Genomic DNA, 20,454 nt, shown 5'->3' on the forward strand with positions numbered 1-20,454 from the left:
ACAACAGAATATGGGTATAGGTAGTTTATAGAGATTCAAATAATTAATTTAATATGTGTTGATGTTTAACACCACAAGGAGGAAGTTAATAATGAAAGCAGTTCAATATTTTAATTTTCAAAATAGTTTGGCCGCGTTAAATTTTTATGAAGAACATTTTGGTGCAACGGATATACAACGTGTAGGTGGAGACCATGAAATGTTCGCAAATATGCCTGAGGAATATCAAGTAGACTCAGATTTTACAATGAACGCCTCATTTAATATACTTGGCGAAACATTCTATTGTAGTGACACGTGGAAGAACAAGAAAATAGATAATAGTGGTGCGATTGTTACATTTACATTTGATGGTTCGAATGAAGCGGAAAAAGAAACAGCAAAAGCCTTCTTTGATAAAGCGGTAGCAGCAGGATGTGAAGTGACGATGCCGTTAGGTAAAACAGAATGGTCAGATTTCTATGGTATGTTTAATGACCCATTTGGTGTTACGTGGATGGTTAACGCGGAATAAATCATGAATTTAAAATCGAATCTTTATAATAAGTATGTTTAATTTATACAAATAGAGAGGGCGGATTATGTATCCATCCTCTCTATTTGTAGTTATAAGCAATATCAAATGAAACGAAAAACCAATTTTAAATTAAGTATTACGGTTTGCTGTTGACTTTGCTCGATTATAAATTTTCTTTGGAAATGACATAATCCTAAGTAATTCTATCGCATTTCGGGTATCAGCTTTACCTTGCTTAATCTTAAAGTCAAAGGAAATATTATCCTCAGTTATAGACTCGTTAAAATGATAGTTTGAATATATATTGTCTAATAAAGAAGAGAGTTCAATGTCATGCGTAGCGGCAATGACAGTATAGCCTTTAAGTTGATCAAGATAACTTAGGACAGACTCTGATGCAGCAATACGTTCAGTTGTATTTGTACCTTTAAAAATTTCATCAATAAAACAATAAACTTTTTCAGTTGTAGTGATATCAAATAGACGTTTAATAGATTTGATTTCAGTCATGAAATAACTATCACCTGTTAAGATATCATCTTGGTTTACCATTGAAGTATAAACCATACCGGGCTTATACCTAAATTCTTCAGCTGTAGCAGTGTTAACTGTTTGTGATAATACGATATTTAGTGCAACAGCTTTCATAAATGTGGACTTACCCGATGCGTTTGAACCAGTTAGTAAGATATGATTGTCTATTACTAAATTGTTTGGAACTGCATCATTAATCAATGGATGTGTTAATTGTTCAAAATGAATAACATCTTTTTCTATAACCTGAGGAACTGTATAATAATCTAGAGTTTCTCTCCACAAAGCAACGGCGTAGTGATTATCAATATTAGCGATGTATTCATAACACGCCATTACTTCATCTTCATACTTTTTAAAACTGTTTTGAATTAAATGAAATAGATGGTAATCCATCATAAAGATTAATTTGAATAATAACGAAAACACAGATGTTTCGTCGTTTGAGTTCACACGACCTAACAAACCACTAAATTTGCGTGCAGTAATAAAATGTTTAAAGTCAACATCTATATTAGGTGCAAGTTCGTGTTGTTGGATGACATACGTTTTTTTAATAACCGTTGACGTGTAGAACATTGAATTTAAATCTTGTTCATAGGTCTTTTTTAAGAAGCCACTTAACATCATATTAAAAATTGCGGAAAAAATAGTTAAAGTTATGCCAATACTAGGTGTGAAAATGGATAGAATTATAAAAATTAATGGTAAGTAAGTACAAAGCATAAAAAAGTTATTGCGTTTAATCGATGAGATTTGATCTGGAAAAGTAGGGTAGATTGCTTTTCCGATTTGCGCTAAATACAGTGATATTTCATTTCTGAAATCTATGTTAGTTGTAAAATTATAAAGAAGTTTAGCGTCTGTTACTTGAAACATATTTTTTAAAGTTGCAAAAAGTCTCATTTCACCAATAGCTGTAAAGTTAAAATTCATATTATGAAATACGCTATCAAGATTTAAATCTGACCACGTTTTTTCATCTGTCAATGTTGCACTGTTAAATTTGTGTTTATATGTATCAAATTGATAACGATAAGTATGATTCGGTCTAATAAAGTTTTCTAAAGGACGTTTATTTGCCCATAAAGGTTTGATATCGTGCATAAGTTTTTTGTTGGCGATAATGGGCGAGATAATCATCAATGCAGTACCCAATAAAAGAAAAGCTATGAAGAACCAAAAAATTGTTGGCATGTTGTATTACTCCCTTTATTAATATGTAAATAGCTATGAGATAATTATGACATTATCGCTAAAATTTAACAAACTGAGATAATATATTACATAAGAAAAAAATAATCTAATGTCAATAGAGAACATGCGTACTTATCAACAAATAGTGCACAAGTTGTGGATAAGTTTGGGTAAAATATGTGGATATAAGCTATTATCTGAATTTTATACGAAAAAAAGATTACTTTTTACTTGTGGATAACTAGGATAACTTTGTGGATAGCCTTTGTTATAGGGTGAATAATGTGAATAGTTATTGTGTAGTTCATGCTAAGAAAAAAAGTTAAAGTAGAAAATTCTACTTTAACTTTTGTTTTGAATTAGGATTTATATTAACTTTTCTTGTAATTCTGCCCATTCGGCCATGACTTGTTCTAGTTTTTGTTCGATTTCTGATTTTGAAATTGCTAAGGAGTTTGCTTTTTCAGGATCAGAGTATACGTCTGGCAAGGTAAGTTGATGATTAATATCATTTATTTCTTCTTCATAGGTTTCTATATTTAATTCACATGTTTCAATTTGACGTTCGATTTGACGTTGTTCACGTTTTTGTTGCTTTTGATCAATATATGAGTCATTTTGTTTGATAACCGTATCATCTACTGTTGGATTTTCTAATTCTTCTTTTGCTTTTAATGCTGCTTTTTCCTCAGTTTTTTCAATGTAATATTGATAATTCCCTAGATACATTGTGCCACCATCAGGATCTAAATCGTAAACTTTATTGGCTAATTCATTAATAAAATAACGGTCATGAGATACAAATAGGATTGTGCCTTTAAAGTTTGCTAAAGCTTGTTCTAACATTTCTTTTGAATCTATATCTAAATGGTTTGTAGGTTCATCTAAAATGAGTACATTGTTTCGCTCAAGCATTAATAAGGCAAGCTGTAAACGTGCCTTCTCGCCACCCGATAGATCGTTAATTATTTTTTTAACGTCTTCTTGTACAAATAGAAAACGACCTAAAACAGCACGAATGTCTTTTTCATTCATAGTAGGGTATTGGTCCCATAAGTAATCAAGTATTGTTTTATTTGATTTAAATTCAGCTTGCTTTTGATCATAATAACCAATTTTTAAGTTGGCGCCGGTAGTGATTGTCCCATTTAATGCATTTTGTATATTGGCAATGGTTTTTATTAAAGTTGATTTCCCAATGCCATTAGGTCCGATAATTGCAATATGATCTCCTTTTGTTACTTCAAAAGTGATTCCTTTAGTAATCGGAGACTCATAGCCAATTTCTAAATTTTTTATATGGAAGACATCATTACCAGTATTACGATCAAATTCAAATTGAATGTTGGCACTTTTAGCATCAATCATAGGTTTATTTATGCGTTCAATCTTTTCCAACATTTTCCTACGGCTCTTAGCCATACCTGTAGTTGAAGCGCGGGCAATATTTTTATCGACAAAAGTCTCTAATCGTTTAATTTCAGCTTGTTGATTCTCATATTCTTGCATACGTTTTTCATAATATTTATCTCTTTGATCAATAAACTGAGCATAATTGCCTACATAATGTTGAACATCACCGAGTGCAACGTCATAAATTTGAGTCACAATTTTATCTAAGAAATATCTATCATGACTAATAATTACGATGGCACCTTTAAAGTAATTTAAATAACTTTCTAACCATTGGGTCGTTTCCATATCTAAATGGTTGGTGGGTTCGTCTAAAAGTAATAAATCAGGTTCACTTAATAACATTTGTGCCAAAGATAATCTTGTTTTTTGACCACCGCTAAAGTCGTTGATAGGTCGGTCGAAATCCGCTTCACTAAAATTCAATCCGTGTAAGACTGTTTTAATTTTGCTTTCATATTGATAGCCATCTTGTTGTTCAAATTGATTGGATAATGCTTCATAGCGATCGATATGAGATTTATATGTCTCAGTATCATACTCATTTGCATGTTGTGCTAACCAATCTGTTTCCAATTTCATTTCTTGTTCTAAATTTTTCATTGCCTCAAACGGCTTAGACATTTCTTCAAATACAGTTTGATCTGTATTTAATGTCATTTGCTGTGTTAAATAACCAAGTTTTAAATTTTTACTCTTAGAAATATGACCGCTATCATAATCTTCAACACCAGCAATTATTTTCATTAATGTAGATTTTCCGGCGCCATTACGACCTACAATACCAATGCGTTCACCAGTTTTAACTTCAAAATCCACATTATTAAAAATATCTTCGCCGTCGAATGATTTAGTTAAATCATTGAGTTGTAATAATATCATCTGATTTTGCACCTCTCTATTCATTATCATTCTACAGTATTCAGCGTGTTGTTAAAACTATCATTGTTTATTTTTATTATTCAGTCATGTATAATGTTGTAGTGATTATAAGATTAATGAATAACAGATAATGAAATAGGGGGAAATGATCTTGGCTAATCAAAGCGAAAAGATTCCTCGTGCCACATTGAAACGTTTACCGTTATATTATAGATTCGTCAATACATTAAAATCTAAAGGCATTGATAGAGTTAATTCTAAAGCCATCAGCGAAGGCTTAAATATTGATTCTGCAACGATTCGAAGAGATTTTTCTTATTTTGGCGAGTTAGGCAAGAAAGGCTATGGCTATAATATTGATAGCTTATTACATTTTTTTAAAAATGAAATAAGCGAAAATGACGAGATTAAAATTGCAATTGTAGGTGTAGGGAACTTAGGTAAAGCATTATTAACATATAACTTTTCAATACATGATGAAATGACTATAACTGAAGCATTCGATATTCGTGAAGAGGTTATTGGGACACAAATAGGTAAAGTGACAGTAAGTCCATTTGATAAAATAAAGGAAATATTAACACAAGAAGATATAGATGTAGTGATATTGACTACTCCTGAAGAAGCAGCTCAAAACGTAGCTGATGTATTAGTAGATTCAGGTGTTAAAGGGATACTTAACTTTACACCAAGTCGTGTACTAACTCCATCAGACGTTCAAGTTCATCATATTGATTTAGGTATTGAATTACAATCGCTATTATTTTTTATGAAAAATTATAGCAATAAATAAAAAATGATTAGTTAGTTTTTTATAGATACAGTAATACACTCAGTGTGCTGTGTTTATAAAAAACTATTTTTTTATGGATGTTTAATTTGAATTTGGAAATACTGTTACTATATAAGTTAGTAGAAAATTAAAAATTTATGAGTTGCAAGGTTGAAATTTTATACGATTTCTAATATTATTAATCTTATTGATTTTATCGGGAAAGAGGTTATTAATATGACTTGGTTAATAATCAGTGGCATTATTGTGGGAAGTCTTTTAGGCTTTGTTATGCAAAGAACACGGTTTTGTCTGGCTGGTGGATTTAGAGATATGTATATTCAAAAGAGTAACAAAATGTTTTATGCATTACTTATAGCAATTACAGTTCAAAGTATAGGATTGCTCATTTTGACTTCTACTGGTTTAGTACAAATACCTGAGTCAACTTATCCTATTATTGGAACAGTAATAGGTTCATTTATATTTGGTTTAGGTATTATATTAGCTGGCGGATGTGCTACCGGTACATGGTATAGAGCAGGTGAAGGTTTAATAGGCAGTTGGATGGCACTCATCGCCTATGCATTTACTTCGGCAGCTACGAAATATGGTCTATTATTACCATTAATGGATGGTTTAAATAAGCCTACAAACGTTAATACAAGCATGTCACAAACTACAGGGATACCGACATGGATTTGGGTAGCATTACTTACATTTATTACAGTATTTTTTGTAGTCAAAACTTTACGCAAACCGAAACCTAAATTTGCTGTTCCTAAATTAAAACAGAAATTCACAGGTTTGCGGCATTATTTATTTGAAAAAAAATACCACCCATTTGTGGCTGCTATTGCAGTAGGGCTCATCGCGTTAATTGCATGGCCTGTAAGTGAGTCGACAGGAAGAATGTATGGGCTAGGTATTACAACACCATCCGCGAATCTAGTACAGTTTTTTGTAACTGGTGATTTGAAATTATTAGACTGGGGTGTCTTCTTAGTTCTTGGAATATTCCTAGGATCTTATATTGCGGCTAAAGGGGCAAGAGAGTTTAAATGGAGATTGCCAGATACAAAAACTATTCGTAACAGTATTATTGGCGGCGTGCTTATGGGATTTGGCGCTTCAGTAGCAGGTGGTTGTTCAATAGGAAATGGACTAGTAGAAACAGCAACGATGTCATGGAAAGGTTGGATTGCACTTGCTTCAATGATCTTAGGAGCTTGGACAATGAGTTATTTTGTGTTTATCAGACCTATGAAAAAAGCGCAGAAGCAAACTTCTAATGAAACTGTAACGTCACAAACGCAAACAATATAATTAATATAGGAGGCACAAATTATGGTACACGAGTTAGGTACAGTTGGAATGGTTTGTCCATTCCCGTTAATAGAAGCACAAAAGAAAATGAATACGTTAGATAATGGTGATGAATTAAAAATAGATTTTGATTGTACTCAAGCAACTGAAGCTTTACCAAATTGGGCAGCTGAGCAAGGCTATCCAGTTACTAATTATGAACAATTAGATGATGCATCATGGACAATCACAATTCAAAAAGCTTAATTAATAGTAATAGTTGAGATTGAGTCTGCAAGTGAACTTCACTTAGTCAATTAGACAACATAATAATTAAAATAAAAATGATTGAATTCATAGCTATGCTTTGAGTTCGATCATTTTTATTTTAAGCCTTTTTATTATTTAAATTTATTATATATTTTGTAGTCAGAATTTTGTTTTTTAATATTTGTAATTAATACATAGTTTCCAATTATTATCGGTAGAACATTGACCAAATAAATAGAAAAAGATTCAAAGGTATTAGTATTTAACACAAACATTAAAATAATGAGTAAAAATAAATTTAATAGATTTAGCCTTACAGTTTTTGTCATGTTTTCCTTACATTAAACTGAATAAGTATATAACCAATAAACATTGTTAATCTTTATCTTTATTATTGCCTTTAGCTTTAAAGATAAAGTAAATAATTAATATCATTATAGGGATAAAGGCTGAAATAATTGCTGAGTAACTACCATTTTTAAGTAAAAATGGCAAAGAAACAATAATAACTATTATACAAATACTTAATATTATAAAGGTGTACAATTTACCTTTATCCATGGTATATCGCTCCTTAAAGTTGTTATTTCCACAACTATATCATATTAAAATCTCAATTTATATATCACTTATATAGAGATACTACTAGTAAGTTTTAACCTTTCTATAAATGTAGATTTAAATAGTATTTAAAGCGGTTGCATTATGATAAAATAAGTATTGTTTATAATAGCTAATTAATGAGAGTGAGAAAATATGAAGAACATTGCTGATATAGCTAAGATTGCTGGCGTTTCAAAAAGCACAGTGTCGAGATACTTAAATAATGGTTCGGTAAGTTTAAAAACAAAACAAAGATTAGATAAAATTATTCGCGAAAATGACTATCAGCCTAATCAATTTGCACAAAGTTTACGTGCGCGTAGAACTAATATGATAGGGGCGATTATACCTAGAATGAACTCTTTTGCTGTTGATGAAACAATTAAAGGAGTCAAAACGATTTGTGATCAATTGAATTATAGTTTGCTTCTAAATTATACAAATCTTAATACTCAATTAGAAATTGATGCCCTTGAAACGTTTAATAGAAGTAAGGTAGATGGTATTGTCTTTATGGCGACAGAAATCACAGACAAACATTTAGAAGTTATTAATAAAATAAATGTTCCTGTGATTATCGTTGGTCAAGCACATAATGATTTACATTGCATCATTCATAATGATTATCAAGCTGGATATTTGGTTGGTGATATGTTAGGTCAAAAAGGTTATAAAGATATTAAATTCTTTGGTGTGACAGAAAGTGATATTGCTGTAGGTGTTCAACGTAAAAAAGGTCTGATTGCGGGTTTAGAATTACACGACATACAACCTTATATTTCACTAACATCATTTAATTATCAAGAGGCGATGATCGATGTTGTAGAAGCGTTGCAAGCATGCCCTCATTATGACGCAATTGTTGGGGCTACGGATTCAATTGCCTTAGCCATACATAAATATAATTCAGAACACACGCCACATAAGCATGAAAAGTATATTGTTGGATTTGGTGGAGATCCAGTAACTGATATTGTGTCTCCCTCTATCCATACCATAAATTACAATTTTGAATTTGCAGGTAGTGTAGCTATGGACAAACTAAATCAGATGATACAACATCAAGAAATTGAACAGCGCATTATTATTGATGTTGAAGAATCATTTAAAAATTAAAAGAAAAATGGTATGATGAAAAAGTATATTATGGAACCGGTACCATTTAAATAAGGTTATTTTTTAAATAGGAGGATACGCACCATGACGGAGTGGACAAAAGAACAACGTTATCAAAGATATGAAGATATTGATCAACAAACGATTGAATCATTAACTGAACAAGTTAAACAGTCAGAATATAGACAAACTTTTCATATACAACCCCAGATAGGATTGTTAAATGATCCTAATGGGCTTATCTATTTCAAGGGGAATTATTATGTATCTCATCAATGGTTTCCTTTAGGACCTGTACATGGACTGAAATATTGGTATACATATCAAAGTAAGGATCTTGTGGATTTTGAAGCTATTGGTCCAACGATTAAACCTGATACGAAAGATGATAGTCATGGTGTATATAGTGGCAGTGCATTTGAATATCATGATCATTTATATTATATGTATACAGCAAACCACCGTGATAGTGATTGGAATAGAATTTCTACACAACATATAGCAAAAATGGCTAAAGATGGATCGGTAAATAAATTTCCTAAAGCGGTGATATCAGAACCGCCCTTTGGATATACTCAACATTTTAGAGATCCTAAGGTACATGTTCAAGATGGGGTTTATTACGCAATGATAGCTGCACAAAATATAAAAAAACAAGGGAGAATTCTGCAATATCGTTCAACAGATATCGTAAACTGGGAGTTTCAAGGAGAGATACAAACGAATCTAGATGATTTTGGTTATATGTGGGAGTGTCCAGATTACTTTAATTTAAATGGCTATGACATGTTACTATTTTGCCCTCAAGGTATAGATTCAGAAGGGGAACGTTTTAAGAATATTTATCAATCTGGATATATTATGGGACAGTATGACATTAATAATTTAACTATGAACCATGGTGATTTTCATGAATTAGATTATGGTTTTGATTTTTATGCTCCTCAGACATTCTTAGATGAAAATGGACAACGCATATTAATTGGATGGATGGGTTTACCGGAAATCAACTATCCTTCAGATGCCGATGGTTGGGCGCATTGTTTAACTATCCCACGTGTATTGACAATTGAGTCAGGTAATTTAAAGCAGCGTCCAATAAAAGCACTTGAAAAACTTCGCACAAATGAAGAAACGGCACTAGGTTATGCTAATAAATTCACTAGACAATTACATCCATATGAAGGTAAACAGTTTGAATTAATCATTGATATTTTGGAAAATGAGGCGACAGAAGTTTACTTTGAAGTACGAACATCTAAGACTGAATCTACACTAATTACGTACAATAAGAGAGAACAAAAATTAACATTAGACCGTAGTGAAAGTGGTCCATTACCAGAACCTGTTGAAGGAACGACGAGGAGTACTTATTTAGATACTCCGTTATCAAAACTACAATTATTTGTAGATACTTCTAGTGTTGAAATTTTCTGTAATGACGGTGAACGTGTGATGACGACAAGAATATTTACAGATGAAAACGCAACAGGCATTAAAACATCTACTGAATCAGGCCAAGCCTATCTAAAATTTACAAAATATGATTTGAAAGGTGACACTATATGAAACGTCTACTAGCAATTGGAGAGGCTTTAATTGATTTTATACCGAATACTACAGATTCTAAATTAAAAGATGTAGAAAAGTTTACTCGACAAGTCGGGGGAGCACCATGTAATGTGGCTTGTACAGCAACAAAATTGGGTGGCAATGCTGAAATGGTCACACAATTAGGACAAGATGCATTTGGTGATTTAATTGTAGAAACGTTAGAGAATATAGGTGTAGGTACTCATTATGTGAGTCGCACCGATGAAGCCAATACCGCCTTAGCATTCGTGAGTTTAACTAAAGATGGTGAAAGAGACTTTTCATTTTATAGGAAACCATCTGCTGACATGTTGTACAGTATAGATGCAGTAAGTACTATCAATGTAACTGAAAATGATATGTTGCATTTCTGTTCAGTTGATTTAGTGGAAAGTCCTATGAAATATGCACATAAGAAATTGATTGCAAAAGTGACAAATGCAGGGGGTACAATTGTATTTGATCCTAATGTGAGATTACCATTATGGGAAAATGAAGCGGATTGTAAGTCAGCAATCCATGAATTTATTCCATTAGCACATATCGTCAAAATATCTGATGAAGAATTGGAATTTGTAACTGGAATTGCAGACGAAAAACAAGCTATACAGTGGTTGTTCCAAGGAAATGTAAATGCAGTGATTTATACGAAAGGTGCTGATGGCGCAGTCATATATTTTAAAGACGGAAATGAAATTTCCCAACAAGGATTTAAAGTTAAAGCCATTGATACTACAGGTGCAGGTGATGCATTTATAGGTGCCTTAATTAGCAAATTATTAATTTCTGATAGTACAGACGTGCTAACAGTATTGAAAAGTGAAGGTGAAAGGATACTTGAATTTAGTAATTACGTAGCTGCAAAGGTTACTACTAAATACGGAGCGATATCAAGTATTCCAACTTTAGAAGAAGTGAATAAAGCAATAAAAAGCTGAGCATGTATTTAATTACATGCTCAGCTTTTTATGTATTATATCTTTTTAACATTTCTTACAGATGCATAACAATGTTCATTGTTTTTAAAATAAACTACGCGTGATTTAGAGTCGATGGACTCGATATTGTGTCTATTAACTACGAAACTATTATGACATCTAAAGAAACGTTTATCTAACTGATCAATTTCTTTTAGGTTTCCATAGAATTCAATTTGACGATTATCGAGATGTGCAATTAAACGATGGGATTTACTAGATGATTCGAAGAACATCACATCGTCATATTGTACATAAATAGAATTGCTACCACGTTTTAATTCTATTGTTTCGACACTACTTTCTTTTGAAAGTAGTTTTAATCGTGATTCAGATGTTTCTAAACAATCAATCACTCTTGATTTTAATTCGTCTGGATCATCTTTGAAAATGAAATCCATTGCTGCAACCTTGTAGACAAATGTTAAGTATGTCAGTTCACTATGACTTGTAACAAAAATAATATTACCTACCGGATCATGTTTGCGTATTTCACTTGCAAGCTTGATACCATTGATGTCAGCATCTAGTTGAATATCTAAAAAGTAACATCCTATATCATTAATGTTCTTTGAGCGTTCTAAAATGTCATAAGGATCAGCTGTTGCGACTTCAATTTCCATTGGTTTTTCTTCAATCATAATATAGTTATTTATAATTGAGACCATATGTTCACGTTGTCTTTCATCATCTTCACAAATGAATATTTTCATAGTAACACATCCTTATGAATCAGAATTTAAGATTTCTACTTTTTGAATAAAGTAGTTGTTATCAATAGTTGTATCTAATAAAACATTTGTTGTTGAATCAGTCAATTCTTTTAATGTGGATAATCCAAGTCCACGGTTTTTTCCTTTAGTAGAAAAGTTTTCTTGGAAAAGAGTATGTACTTTTGGCATATCTGGTTCACACTTATTCATAACTATAAATGTCACGGATGTGTCTTCATTTTTAATAAAAGCGATACGAATAAGTGGTTCTTCAGTGATTTTTTCAGAAGCTTCAATTGCATTATCAAGTAATATACCGATTACTCTACTTAAATTTATAATAGGCATATCGATTTTTTCAATTGGTTCTGGGACCTCGATGCTGATGCGAATATTTTTTTCTTGGGCTTGAAGTATTTTAGTAGTTAACAAACCTTTAATTTCACGAACATGCAAGTTTTCAATACCATTGATTTTAATTGCATTCATTTGCATACTATCTTGCATGGGTAATATTTCAGAATGAAAGTAATCTCTTAGACCTTCCATATCTTCTTCTCTGATAAAGTCAGAGAGGGTAGAAAGGATATTGACATAATCATGTCTGAATTTACGCATTTCATGATTGATTTTTTCAATCTGTAACGTATATTTATAATAATTTTCGATTTCCTGCATATTTCGCTTATATTGAATTTGGCGAATAATACTAAAAGAAATTGTAATGATAAGAATAGCAGTGGTAATAATAACAACTGCATATATAATCGAAATAAACTTAGCGTCACCAAATGATACATTCTGTTGAGGTAAATAAAAATAGATTACACCCAAAATAGTTAATAAAAACAAACTAACTAATGTTAAGTATAACTTATTAAGCGATAAATCCGAAAAAGATAAACGCTTTATAAAAAATTTTGCAATATATGCATAAATGATAGATGCAATTGTAAAAATGATTATAAAAAATATAGTGAAAGTATTATTTATTGATATCAAATCTACAAGTAAAGTACTTAACCATAAACTTGTAAAGTTAGCCATATATAATATGAAAAAGCAAATTAATACAGAAACTATACCTATAAATTTCTTTTTAAAATACATGAACACTAAGCTACAAATAAAAAGCAATACAATCGATGGTGAATCTACAAATAAAAATAAAACAACAGAAGGGACTATTATCCCAATAATTGAAATATAATCCCTTTTAGTATAAGTTATATCATTAAAAAATTTCATATTATAGAATAAAATGATTGCTTGTAATGCTGATAAAATTACTGAATTTAAGACTGACATTTTATACACACTTTCTACTTAACTGTTATTCGTATAGTTTTGTTAGTTCTTTAGGAACCTCAGGCTCATCTACAAACCCACCACATGGTCTTACACTTGAGATTGTCCCGATAAATGAAAAGAATTTAACGAAAATAGTTAAAATTGATGTGAAAATATTCATAATTAATTATCCTCCTTAGGGAAAAATATTGGAAACTGTAAAATAGCTATAATAATAATACCTAATAAAATTAATTGTTGATAAGGTTCAGTTAAAAATAGTGAAATCAACAATAAACATATTGTTACACATATTGCCTTAATTTTCTTACCTTTCCTTAGTCGTTGTGGGATAGGCTGCTTTTTAGTAGCAGAAGGTGCATATAAACTAATTATGATTAATCCAATTAAAGCTAATGGATACATTATTAGCGATGACACTTGTATATACCCGACTATCCAAGGTAGTAACACAAAATAAACTAGACTTTCTAAGTAACAAGCTAAAGAATTTTTTGCATGCGCACCATGTGCAAAATACCTAATAATAAAAAACGATAAATGTACAGTTAGTGTGTATAAAAACATATTACAAAGGAGTGAAACACCATAAATAACAATTGTTTTAAAAAGGTTACTTACTACAACTTGCATGCCTAAACGCATCTTTAAATATTCTATATTATCTAAATTGTTGCGTAATTGAAGACTTTTAGCAAAGTTGTCTATTTTAGTATCAATAAATTTACTCATTGGCTTTTCTCTCCTTACTCGTATTATACAATTTTAATTAAATTTTATGCGTCTTATTGCTTAACTGTATATTTTTAATTCCTAACTGTTTAAAATATTTATCTGACTAATTTTATCATATTTATGCTTACATTTAGGAATAAAAACTAACTAGTTAGGGAATTTTTAACATTAATTTAAAAAATCATGGTTAAATGTACTTGTATCACAAAGAAGTGATTACATTTTACAAATCATTTAATCAAAATTTTGTTTGAATTTTTGTTTGAATGATAACGTTGATTAGACTTTTGAGCAGGAGTCTGATTAACACACTGATATTGTAACTGTACTTTCTTCGTATAGTTGTTATAGTTACAAGTTAAGTTCTCGTTTTTCAATTAATTGATTACAAGCAAGAGGAGGCTGATGTAGTGACAAACCATTTCTCAGCAATGATTAGTGATTTCGTAAAATAATACTTTCAGGTACACAACGCGCTTAATTTTATTAAGCAATCCCGAATTTGAATTCGTAGAACATTCCCAGTCTCAATTCAAATATCATTTTTAACATTGCCTACAACAGAGGCGATTTAAAGTATTAACATGTAAGCTATCGTAAACATCATTCAATTTATCATTTTAATCGGTAAATTCACTAAATTTTTTCATAATTAATAACATCCCCAAAAATAGATAGAGAAATAACTGTAAAAAACATTCCCTTAATAATAAGTTACAAAAACCGTGAGTCCCTCCCAAGCTCACGGTTTTTATTTTGGTATTTATTTATATAAGTGAGGGCGAAGATTTTTGAAAACTGGAATATTTTCTCTTTGAGTAGTAACTTCATCTAAGTCGATATTACATGAAATGTGGTCCGGCTTACTTTCTAATTGCGCAACTATTTCGCCATTTGGATTAATTACGATAGAATGACCAGCATATTCTGTTTGTCCATCGTCTCCGCATGCGTTACATCCTATTACAAACATATCATTTTCAATAGCACGTGCTTTTAAAAGTGCTATCCAATGACTCACCCTTGCTTGAGGCCATTGTGCTACATAAAAAGCTATTTCTGCATCTTTTCGAGCAGGGTAGCGTAATAATTCAGGGAAACGTAAATCATAGCAAATAATTTGCGTGGCTTTAATGCCATTAGTTAAATTAAATGCTTCAGGTACAGCGTTACCAGCAGTTAAGAATGTAGGCTCGTTTAACATAGGAACTAAATGAACTTTGTCATAACTATTGATTAAATAGCCATTTTTTGAAATTGCAAATGCAGTATTATACACATCATCTTTCATAGCATTTGAAACAGAGCCTGCAATTATATCAACATCATATTGAATCGCAAGCTTTGATATAAACTCAAAACTACGTGATAGTTGATTGTCAGCTAGTTCTTTTAGCTGAGGTAAAGCATATCCATTATTCCACATTTCTGGTAATACCACGACATCAGTTTCTGGGGTTACAAATTTAGAAAACCAATTAACGATGTTTTCTTCATTTAATGAAACATTTGCCGGTTCGATTTTAAATTGAAAAATTTCTATATTCATTTTTATCGCCCCTTAAATTATTGTTAGCATCAATATACTAAAAATATTCTGATAATTCAAAATTAGTAGCTGTTTTAGATTAATAACTTTAGAAAGGAATAAACTTCTATGGTAAATAGTTGTAGTAACTAGTGAAAATATTTGTTGTTTTTTATTTAGAATTAAGTTGGAGAATGAAATGAAGTTTATAAGCATGTTATTTATGTGTGTAAAATTGAACTTATTAGTTTTGGTAGAAATAAGATATAAATTTCATTTCCTTAAATTTATTGAGTTAAATCATTTGATATTAAAAGAGGTCGAAGCATTTATATGCTCGACCTCTTATTTCTCAATTAAATACTAATGAACTAGGTAAAAGTGATTATTTTCTAACTAAAAAACGTTTGCTTATATCATGGAATTCTTTCTCTCCAGCCTCATCACGAACATTACCGAAAGGCATTTGCGCTACAAGCTTCCATGTTTTAGGTATTTCAAAAGCTTCAGAAACGGCAACATCAACAAGTGGATTGTAATGCTGTAATGAAGCACCAACGCCTACAGTACTTAAAGCTGTCCAAATTGCAAATTGGTGCATTGCATTTGTTTGGCTAGACCAGATGGCAAAATTTTCTGCATAGTTAGGCATTTGATTTTGTAACCCTTCGATAACATCTTGGTCTTCAAAGTAAAGTATTGTACCATGAGAATGTTTGAAGTTATCTACTTTGTCAGAAGTTGCTTGGAAATCACGGTCTTCGCCCATAGCGTTTTTAAGTTCTTGTTTAGTGATATCCCAGAATTTGTTATGGTTATCATTTAAAAGTAATACAATACGTGTGGATTGTGAGTTAAATGATGATGGAACATGTTTAATAGCATGCTCGATAATATCTTCTACTTCGCTATCAGAGATTGAAATCTCTTGATCTAAACTATAAATAGTACGTCTCGTTTCTATTGCATTTTGAAAAGTTTCTAAAGTTGAGTCTTTTTTACTAAATAATCCCATTGTGAATGCTCCTTTATATCAATTTATTTTATATAGTAAGTATAATAATTATATCAGAGTTTGTAAATAGGGGTTTACATAAATTTTCAAAAGGATTAATATTTGTTTTCAATAAATTGGTTTTGATGAAAAATAGGTCTTTTTCTTATATACTATATATAAATGTAAAAAATATGAATTTTGGAGGTGAATCTATGAAATGGTATTTTTCGCATAAACTTGTGATGTCCAGCTTTGCTATAGCTTTAAGCACAACATTAATTTCTAGCCAAACTCATGCTTCTGAACAACAACTTAATGAAAAACTAACAAACGAAAATCCAAACCAATCAAATAAAAAGCCAATTCATTCTGATCCTAAAAATCATACAGACAGTTCAAGAGCAGGGAATACAGTACAAAGCGATGATACAACTAATCTAGACTTAGATAACGGCTTAGGTGAAATGCCGCAATCTGAAGAACTTAATCAGGCTCAATCAAATCAAAGTAGTGACATTGTTTCAACTGAAACAGTTCAAGATAATGAAGAAATACAAAATACTTCTGATAATCAAAATCCTAACAATAATGCATTAAGTAATGCTGAAAGACTAGAAGATAATAGTAATTTAACTGAACAAAATCAATCGAATACAGATAAGCAAAGTACTGAAGACAACGCAGACAATCAACAAACCTCAGCTGAACCGAATAATGGAGATAATACTCCGATCCCTGACAGCCCAGATAATGGAGACGGAGGAGACAATCAGCCAAATCCGGATAAGCCAGATAATGGGGACGATGGAGACAATCAACCAAATCCAGATAAGCCAGATAATGGTGATGGAGGAGATAATCAGCCAAATCCAGATAAGCCAGATAATGGGGACGATGGAGACAATCAGCCAAATCCAGATAAGCCAGACACTGGAGACAATCAACCAAATCCAGATAAGCCAGATAATGGGGACGATGGAGACAATCAACCAAATCCGGATAAGCCAGATAATGGGGACGATGGAGACAATCAACCAAATCCGGATAAGCCAGATAATGGAGACGGAGGAGACAATCAGCCAAATCCGGATAAGCCAGATAATGGAGACGATGGAGACAATCAGCCAAATCCGGATAAGCCAGATAATGGGGACGATGGAGACAATCAACCAAATCCAGATAAGCCAGATAATGGTGATGGAGGAGATAATAACCCAAATCCAGATAAGCCAGATAATGGAAACGATGGAGACAATCAACCAAATCCAGATAAGCCAGATAATGGTGATGGAGGAGATAATAACCCAAATCCGGATAAGCCAGATAATGGAGACGGAGGAGACAATCAGCCAAATCCGGATAAGCCAGATAATGGTGATGGAGGAGACAATCAGCCAAATCCAGATAAGCCAGATAATGGTGATGGAGGAGATAATAACCCAAATCCAGATAAGCCAGATAATGGAAACGGTGGAGATAATCAACCAAATCCGGATAAGCCAGATAATGGTGATGGAGGAGATAATAACCCAAATCCAGATAAGCCAGATAATGGAGACGGAGGAGACAATCAGCCAAATCCAGATAAGCCAGATAATGGAAACGGTGGAGATAATAACCCAAATCCAGATAAGCCAGATAATGGAGACGGAGGAGACAATCAGCCAAATCCAGATAAGCCAGATAATGGAGACGGAGGAGACAATCAGCCAAATCCAGATAAGCCAGATAATGGAAACGGTGGAGATGATCAACCAAATCCGGATAAGCCAAATAGTGGAGATGAACCAAACAATCCAAGTAGTGGAGGTTCAGAAGACCCAGACACGCCTCATGACGAAGGTAATACAAATAACCCCAATGACGGTAGTCATGGTGGTTCAAACATTCCAAATAATCCTGAAGTAGATAATACAAGACCTTCTAAACCCAATGGTCAAGGAGGTTCAAATGGAACTCTAAGTTCAGGCCCTAACACCGATAATAATGATTCAAATACAACTAACAATGCGATTAATCACAATAATGATAATAAAAATGAGCATCAATATGGAAGTTCTAGTCACCATAAGATTGCAAGTGGTGGAGCTTCAGTGAGTTATGGTGATTTAGCCAAAAGCGAAAAACCTCAATCGAACGAAAAACAATTAATAAATAGATTTGATCAAATGTCTACTGGTTCGTTTAAATATAATCCTTTTGTAGTTAATCAGGTTAAGCAGCTGAGTTCTAGTGCTAAAACAGTAACTGATAGAGAGATTTCGTCGATTTTAAGACGCCAAACCTTTGCAGATAATGCATTTTTAAATGAATTACAAAAAGGCACAAATTATTTTAAATTCCAATATTTTAATGTTTTAAAATCTAGTGATTATTATAAAAATTTAGATAACCAAGTATTAGCATTGATTACAGGTGAAATTGGCTCAATGCCAGATTTAAAAAATCCTAAAAGACAACAATCATCGGGTAAATACGAATATCATTCAAGTAGTGAGGATGAATTGACACATACTACAAATGGACAATCTAAAAATGAAATTGATGTTAAATTTGAACGTACACTATTTGCTTTAATCACAGCAATGATAATTATCTTTATTGGTATGGTCTTAGGATATTTCGTCAATAGAAGAAATAAAAAAGATAGCAAATAACAATCAAAACATAAAAAAAGGGAAGAAGTTATGACATAAAATGATGTCACAGCTTCTTCCCTTAAATGTTTGGTAATGGTTAAAACAAAAAGTTGAAAATAAATGAAGCAGATTCCTGTATTTCTTTTATTTTTTCTGGTCCTACTAATACTTGAATTATAACTACAAAACCATTTTGCATAATATGTACTAAAATAGGAACCCAAATTCGTTTAGTATAAACATATAATGCTGAGAAAATCATACCCATACCAAAGTAAATGATAAAAAAGGAAGGGTCTGAATGGGCAGCACTAAAAATAATTGAACTCACAATCCCTGCAATTAAAAATCTAATAGTTTTATTTGCTTGAATCATATTATAAATTTCACCGAAAATCACTTTTCTAAAAACAAATTCTTCTAAAATAGGACCAACTACTGAAATTAATATAATGAATATAGGAATTTCTTGAGCTACTTTCATCAGTCTCTCTGTGTTTGGACTAGATTGAGGTGCGCCTAATAAATAGATATTAATCATATTAGCAATAATTTGATAAATCATTACTACAAAATAACCAACAAGCGCCCATCCAATAGCGTATCTTTTCTTTTCTTTGGGTTGCTGTTCTAAAGAAGTAGGGTTAGCGATAAAATGATTAATTATAATAATTATGAAAGATGCAATAATAAATAATATAACTTGTGTATAAATTTGCGCAAAGACAAGTTCTTTGCCGCTATAGTTATTAAATAGACCAGACAATTGTAAAATGATTACACCAAATTGTGCTAGGCCATATATAACCAATGTCAATATGGACACCCATAAACGAGACATAATGAACCTCCAAAAATTAAATGATACCTTATTTTATCGTAAAATAGTGTTTTATACAAAATTTAGATGAATAGTTTTAACTTGAATTATTGACCAACTTTGATTATTATAGAAGTACATTAGCACTCATTCACTTTAAGTGCTAAAAAATTTCATTCTTTTTGAGGAGGAACAAGCAATGTTAAAGCCATTAGGTAACCGAGTAATTATTCAAAAATCAGAACAAGAGCAAACAACAAAGAGCGGTATTGTATTAACTGATAGCGCGAAAGAGAAATCCAACGAAGGTACGGTAATTGCAGTAGGTGCAGGGCGTATTTTAGAAGATAGTACTCGAGTTGCTCCTGAAGTAAATGAAGGCGATAATGTAGTATTCCAACAATTCGCTGGAACAGAAGTAAAACGTGGAGACGAAACTTATTTAATCGTAAATGAAGAAGATATTTTAGCTATTATTGAAGCATAAAAAATCATAAATAAATTCTAATAATTTCAAATAAATCAATAAAAC

Annotated in this window: 19 protein-coding genes; 9 read left to right on the forward strand and 10 right to left on the reverse strand. The window is 31.7% G+C overall.

Features of this window, described 5'->3' with window-relative positions; all coding sequences use genetic code 11:
- The first annotated feature begins 91 nt into the window (after window positions 1–91).
- On the forward strand, window positions 92–514 hold the full coding sequence (locus ACSUE0_RS11715; RefSeq protein ID WP_436957495.1) for a VOC family protein: 423 nt from the start codon (window positions 92–94) through the stop codon (window positions 512–514).
- A 132-nt stretch (window positions 515–646) separates the two neighbouring features.
- On the opposite strand, the gene ACSUE0_RS11720 is transcribed toward ACSUE0_RS11715, so the two are convergent.
- Together ACSUE0_RS11720 and ACSUE0_RS11725 are read right to left on the reverse strand one after the other, a co-directional pair.
- On the reverse strand, window positions 647–2,248 hold the full coding sequence (locus ACSUE0_RS11720; protein ID WP_436957497.1) for a MutS-related protein: 1,602 nt from the start codon (window positions 2,246–2,248) through the stop codon (window positions 647–649).
- Window positions 2,249–2,614: 366 nt separating this feature from the next.
- Complete coding sequence (locus ACSUE0_RS11725) at window positions 2,615–4,543, reverse strand: ABC-F family ATP-binding cassette domain-containing protein (RefSeq protein WP_436957557.1); 1,929 nt, start codon at window positions 4,541–4,543, stop codon at window positions 2,615–2,617.
- A gap of 145 nt (window positions 4,544–4,688) precedes the next feature.
- Between ACSUE0_RS11725 and ACSUE0_RS11730 the strand changes: the two genes are divergently transcribed.
- The 3 genes from ACSUE0_RS11730 to ACSUE0_RS11740 all read left to right on the forward strand — a co-directional run bounded on the left by ACSUE0_RS11730 (window position 4,689) and on the right by ACSUE0_RS11740 (window position 6,887).
- Window positions 4,689–5,336, forward strand: coding sequence for a redox-sensing transcriptional repressor Rex (locus tag ACSUE0_RS11730; RefSeq protein WP_153671981.1), 648 nt, complete (start codon window positions 4,689–4,691; stop codon window positions 5,334–5,336).
- Window positions 5,337–5,552: 216 nt separating this feature from the next.
- Window positions 5,553–6,641: a YeeE/YedE family protein gene (locus ACSUE0_RS11735; RefSeq protein WP_436957500.1), complete on the forward strand. Its 1,089-nt coding sequence runs from the start codon at window positions 5,553–5,555 to the stop codon at window positions 6,639–6,641.
- Window positions 6,642–6,662: 21 nt separating this feature from the next.
- Window positions 6,663–6,887: a sulfurtransferase TusA family protein gene (locus ACSUE0_RS11740; protein WP_017723427.1), complete on the forward strand. Its 225-nt coding sequence runs from the start codon at window positions 6,663–6,665 to the stop codon at window positions 6,885–6,887.
- 378 nt (window positions 6,888–7,265) lie between these two features.
- Here ACSUE0_RS11740 and ACSUE0_RS11745 read toward each other — a convergent pair whose 3' ends face one another.
- Window positions 7,266–7,451, reverse strand: a complete 186-nt coding sequence (locus ACSUE0_RS11745; RefSeq protein WP_119615055.1) for a hypothetical protein — start codon at window positions 7,449–7,451, stop codon at window positions 7,266–7,268.
- Window positions 7,452–7,646: 195 nt separating this feature from the next.
- On the opposite strand from ACSUE0_RS11745, the gene ACSUE0_RS11750 reads away from it, so the two are divergent.
- The 3 genes from ACSUE0_RS11750 (at window position 7,647) to ACSUE0_RS11760 (ending at window position 11,140) form a co-directional block, all read left to right on the forward strand.
- Complete coding sequence (locus ACSUE0_RS11750) at window positions 7,647–8,609, forward strand: LacI family DNA-binding transcriptional regulator (protein WP_119615056.1); 963 nt, start codon at window positions 7,647–7,649, stop codon at window positions 8,607–8,609.
- A gap of 84 nt (window positions 8,610–8,693) precedes the next feature.
- A complete protein-coding gene (locus ACSUE0_RS11755) occupies window positions 8,694–10,178 on the forward strand; it encodes a sucrose-6-phosphate hydrolase (protein WP_119615057.1) in 1,485 nt (494 codons plus the stop codon).
- Window positions 10,175–11,140 (forward strand): carbohydrate kinase family protein, encoded by a 966-nt coding sequence (locus ACSUE0_RS11760; protein ID WP_119615058.1) that lies wholly within the window; start codon window positions 10,175–10,177, stop codon window positions 11,138–11,140. Before ACSUE0_RS11755 ends, ACSUE0_RS11760 begins: the two co-directional genes overlap by 4 nt.
- A gap of 35 nt (window positions 11,141–11,175) precedes the next feature.
- Here ACSUE0_RS11760 and agrA read toward each other — a convergent pair whose 3' ends face one another.
- The 6 genes from agrA to ACSUE0_RS11790 form a co-directional block, all read right to left on the reverse strand.
- Window positions 11,176–11,892, reverse strand: coding sequence for a quorum-sensing response regulator AgrA (gene agrA / locus ACSUE0_RS11765; RefSeq protein ID WP_017723432.1), 717 nt, complete (start codon window positions 11,890–11,892; stop codon window positions 11,176–11,178).
- 12 nt (window positions 11,893–11,904) lie between these two features.
- Window positions 11,905–13,200: a quorum-sensing sensor histidine kinase AgrC gene (gene agrC, locus ACSUE0_RS11770; RefSeq protein WP_436957504.1), complete on the reverse strand. Its 1,296-nt coding sequence runs from the start codon at window positions 13,198–13,200 to the stop codon at window positions 11,905–11,907.
- Window positions 13,201–13,225: 25 nt separating this feature from the next.
- The gene (gene agrD / locus ACSUE0_RS11775; protein ID WP_430459430.1) at window positions 13,226–13,366 is read right to left on the reverse strand and encodes a cyclic lactone autoinducer peptide AgrD; all 141 of its coding nucleotides are present in this window, start codon (window positions 13,364–13,366) and stop codon (window positions 13,226–13,228) included.
- On the reverse strand, window positions 13,366–13,935 hold the full coding sequence (locus ACSUE0_RS11780) for an accessory gene regulator AgrB (RefSeq protein WP_119615180.1): 570 nt from the start codon (window positions 13,933–13,935) through the stop codon (window positions 13,366–13,368). Before ACSUE0_RS11780 ends, agrD begins: the two co-directional genes overlap by 1 nt.
- A gap of 766 nt (window positions 13,936–14,701) precedes the next feature.
- Entirely contained in the window at window positions 14,702–15,487 is a 786-nt protein-coding gene (locus ACSUE0_RS11785; RefSeq protein WP_436957506.1) for a carbon-nitrogen family hydrolase, read from the reverse strand.
- A gap of 364 nt (window positions 15,488–15,851) precedes the next feature.
- Complete coding sequence (locus ACSUE0_RS11790; protein ID WP_119615177.1) at window positions 15,852–16,481, reverse strand: nitroreductase family protein; 630 nt, start codon at window positions 16,479–16,481, stop codon at window positions 15,852–15,854.
- Between the two features lie 194 nt (window positions 16,482–16,675).
- Here ACSUE0_RS11790 and ACSUE0_RS11795 point away from each other — a divergent pair, with 194 nt between their 5' ends.
- Window positions 16,676–19,120, forward strand: coding sequence for an SdrH family protein (locus ACSUE0_RS11795; protein ID WP_436957508.1), 2,445 nt, complete (start codon window positions 16,676–16,678; stop codon window positions 19,118–19,120).
- A 79-nt stretch (window positions 19,121–19,199) separates the two neighbouring features.
- Here ACSUE0_RS11795 and mroQ read toward each other — a convergent pair whose 3' ends face one another.
- The gene (gene mroQ / locus ACSUE0_RS11800; protein ID WP_436957510.1) at window positions 19,200–19,943 is read right to left on the reverse strand and encodes an intramembrane glutamic endopeptidase MroQ; all 744 of its coding nucleotides are present in this window, start codon (window positions 19,941–19,943) and stop codon (window positions 19,200–19,202) included.
- Window positions 19,944–20,121: 178 nt separating this feature from the next.
- Here mroQ and groES point away from each other — a divergent pair, with 178 nt between their 5' ends.
- Window positions 20,122–20,409: a co-chaperone GroES gene (gene groES, locus ACSUE0_RS11805; RefSeq protein WP_436957512.1), complete on the forward strand. Its 288-nt coding sequence runs from the start codon at window positions 20,122–20,124 to the stop codon at window positions 20,407–20,409.
- Window positions 20,410–20,454 lie beyond the last annotated feature (45 nt).

The sequence above is a fragment of the Staphylococcus sp. AS1337 genome (assembly GCF_051408735.1).
GTDB classification, from domain to species: domain Bacteria; phylum Bacillota; class Bacilli; order Staphylococcales; family Staphylococcaceae; genus Staphylococcus; species Staphylococcus xylosus_B.

Coding starts and splice junctions, on each gene's coding strand:
- ACSUE0_RS11715 (WP_436957495.1), top strand. CDS start 92: ATGAAAGCAGTTCAATATTTTAATTTTCAAAATAGTTTGGCCGCGTTA.
- ACSUE0_RS11720 (WP_436957497.1), bottom strand. CDS start 2,248: ATGCCAACAATTTTTTGGTTCTTCATAGCTTTTCTTTTATTGGGTACT.
- ACSUE0_RS11725 (WP_436957557.1), bottom strand. CDS start 4,543: ATGATATTATTACAACTCAATGATTTAACTAAATCATTCGACGGCGAA.
- ACSUE0_RS11730 (WP_153671981.1), top strand. CDS start 4,689: ATGATCTTGGCTAATCAAAGCGAAAAGATTCCTCGTGCCACATTGAAA.
- ACSUE0_RS11735 (WP_436957500.1), top strand. CDS start 5,553: ATGACTTGGTTAATAATCAGTGGCATTATTGTGGGAAGTCTTTTAGGC.
- ACSUE0_RS11740 (WP_017723427.1), top strand. CDS start 6,663: ATGGTACACGAGTTAGGTACAGTTGGAATGGTTTGTCCATTCCCGTTA.
- ACSUE0_RS11745 (WP_119615055.1), bottom strand. CDS start 7,451: ATGGATAAAGGTAAATTGTACACCTTTATAATATTAAGTATTTGTATA.
- ACSUE0_RS11750 (WP_119615056.1), top strand. CDS start 7,647: ATGAAGAACATTGCTGATATAGCTAAGATTGCTGGCGTTTCAAAAAGC.
- ACSUE0_RS11755 (WP_119615057.1), top strand. CDS start 8,694: ATGACGGAGTGGACAAAAGAACAACGTTATCAAAGATATGAAGATATT.
- ACSUE0_RS11760 (WP_119615058.1), top strand. CDS start 10,175: ATGAAACGTCTACTAGCAATTGGAGAGGCTTTAATTGATTTTATACCG.
- agrA (WP_017723432.1), bottom strand. CDS start 11,892: ATGAAAATATTCATTTGTGAAGATGATGAAAGACAACGTGAACATATG.
- agrC (WP_436957504.1), bottom strand. CDS start 13,200: ATGTCAGTCTTAAATTCAGTAATTTTATCAGCATTACAAGCAATCATT.
- ACSUE0_RS11780 (WP_119615180.1), bottom strand. CDS start 13,935: ATGAGTAAATTTATTGATACTAAAATAGACAACTTTGCTAAAAGTCTT.
- ACSUE0_RS11785 (WP_436957506.1), bottom strand. CDS start 15,487: ATGAATATAGAAATTTTTCAATTTAAAATCGAACCGGCAAATGTTTCA.
- ACSUE0_RS11790 (WP_119615177.1), bottom strand. CDS start 16,481: ATGGGATTATTTAGTAAAAAAGACTCAACTTTAGAAACTTTTCAAAAT.
- ACSUE0_RS11795 (WP_436957508.1), top strand. CDS start 16,676: ATGAAATGGTATTTTTCGCATAAACTTGTGATGTCCAGCTTTGCTATA.
- mroQ (WP_436957510.1), bottom strand. CDS start 19,943: ATGTCTCGTTTATGGGTGTCCATATTGACATTGGTTATATATGGCCTA.
- groES (WP_436957512.1), top strand. CDS start 20,122: ATGTTAAAGCCATTAGGTAACCGAGTAATTATTCAAAAATCAGAACAA.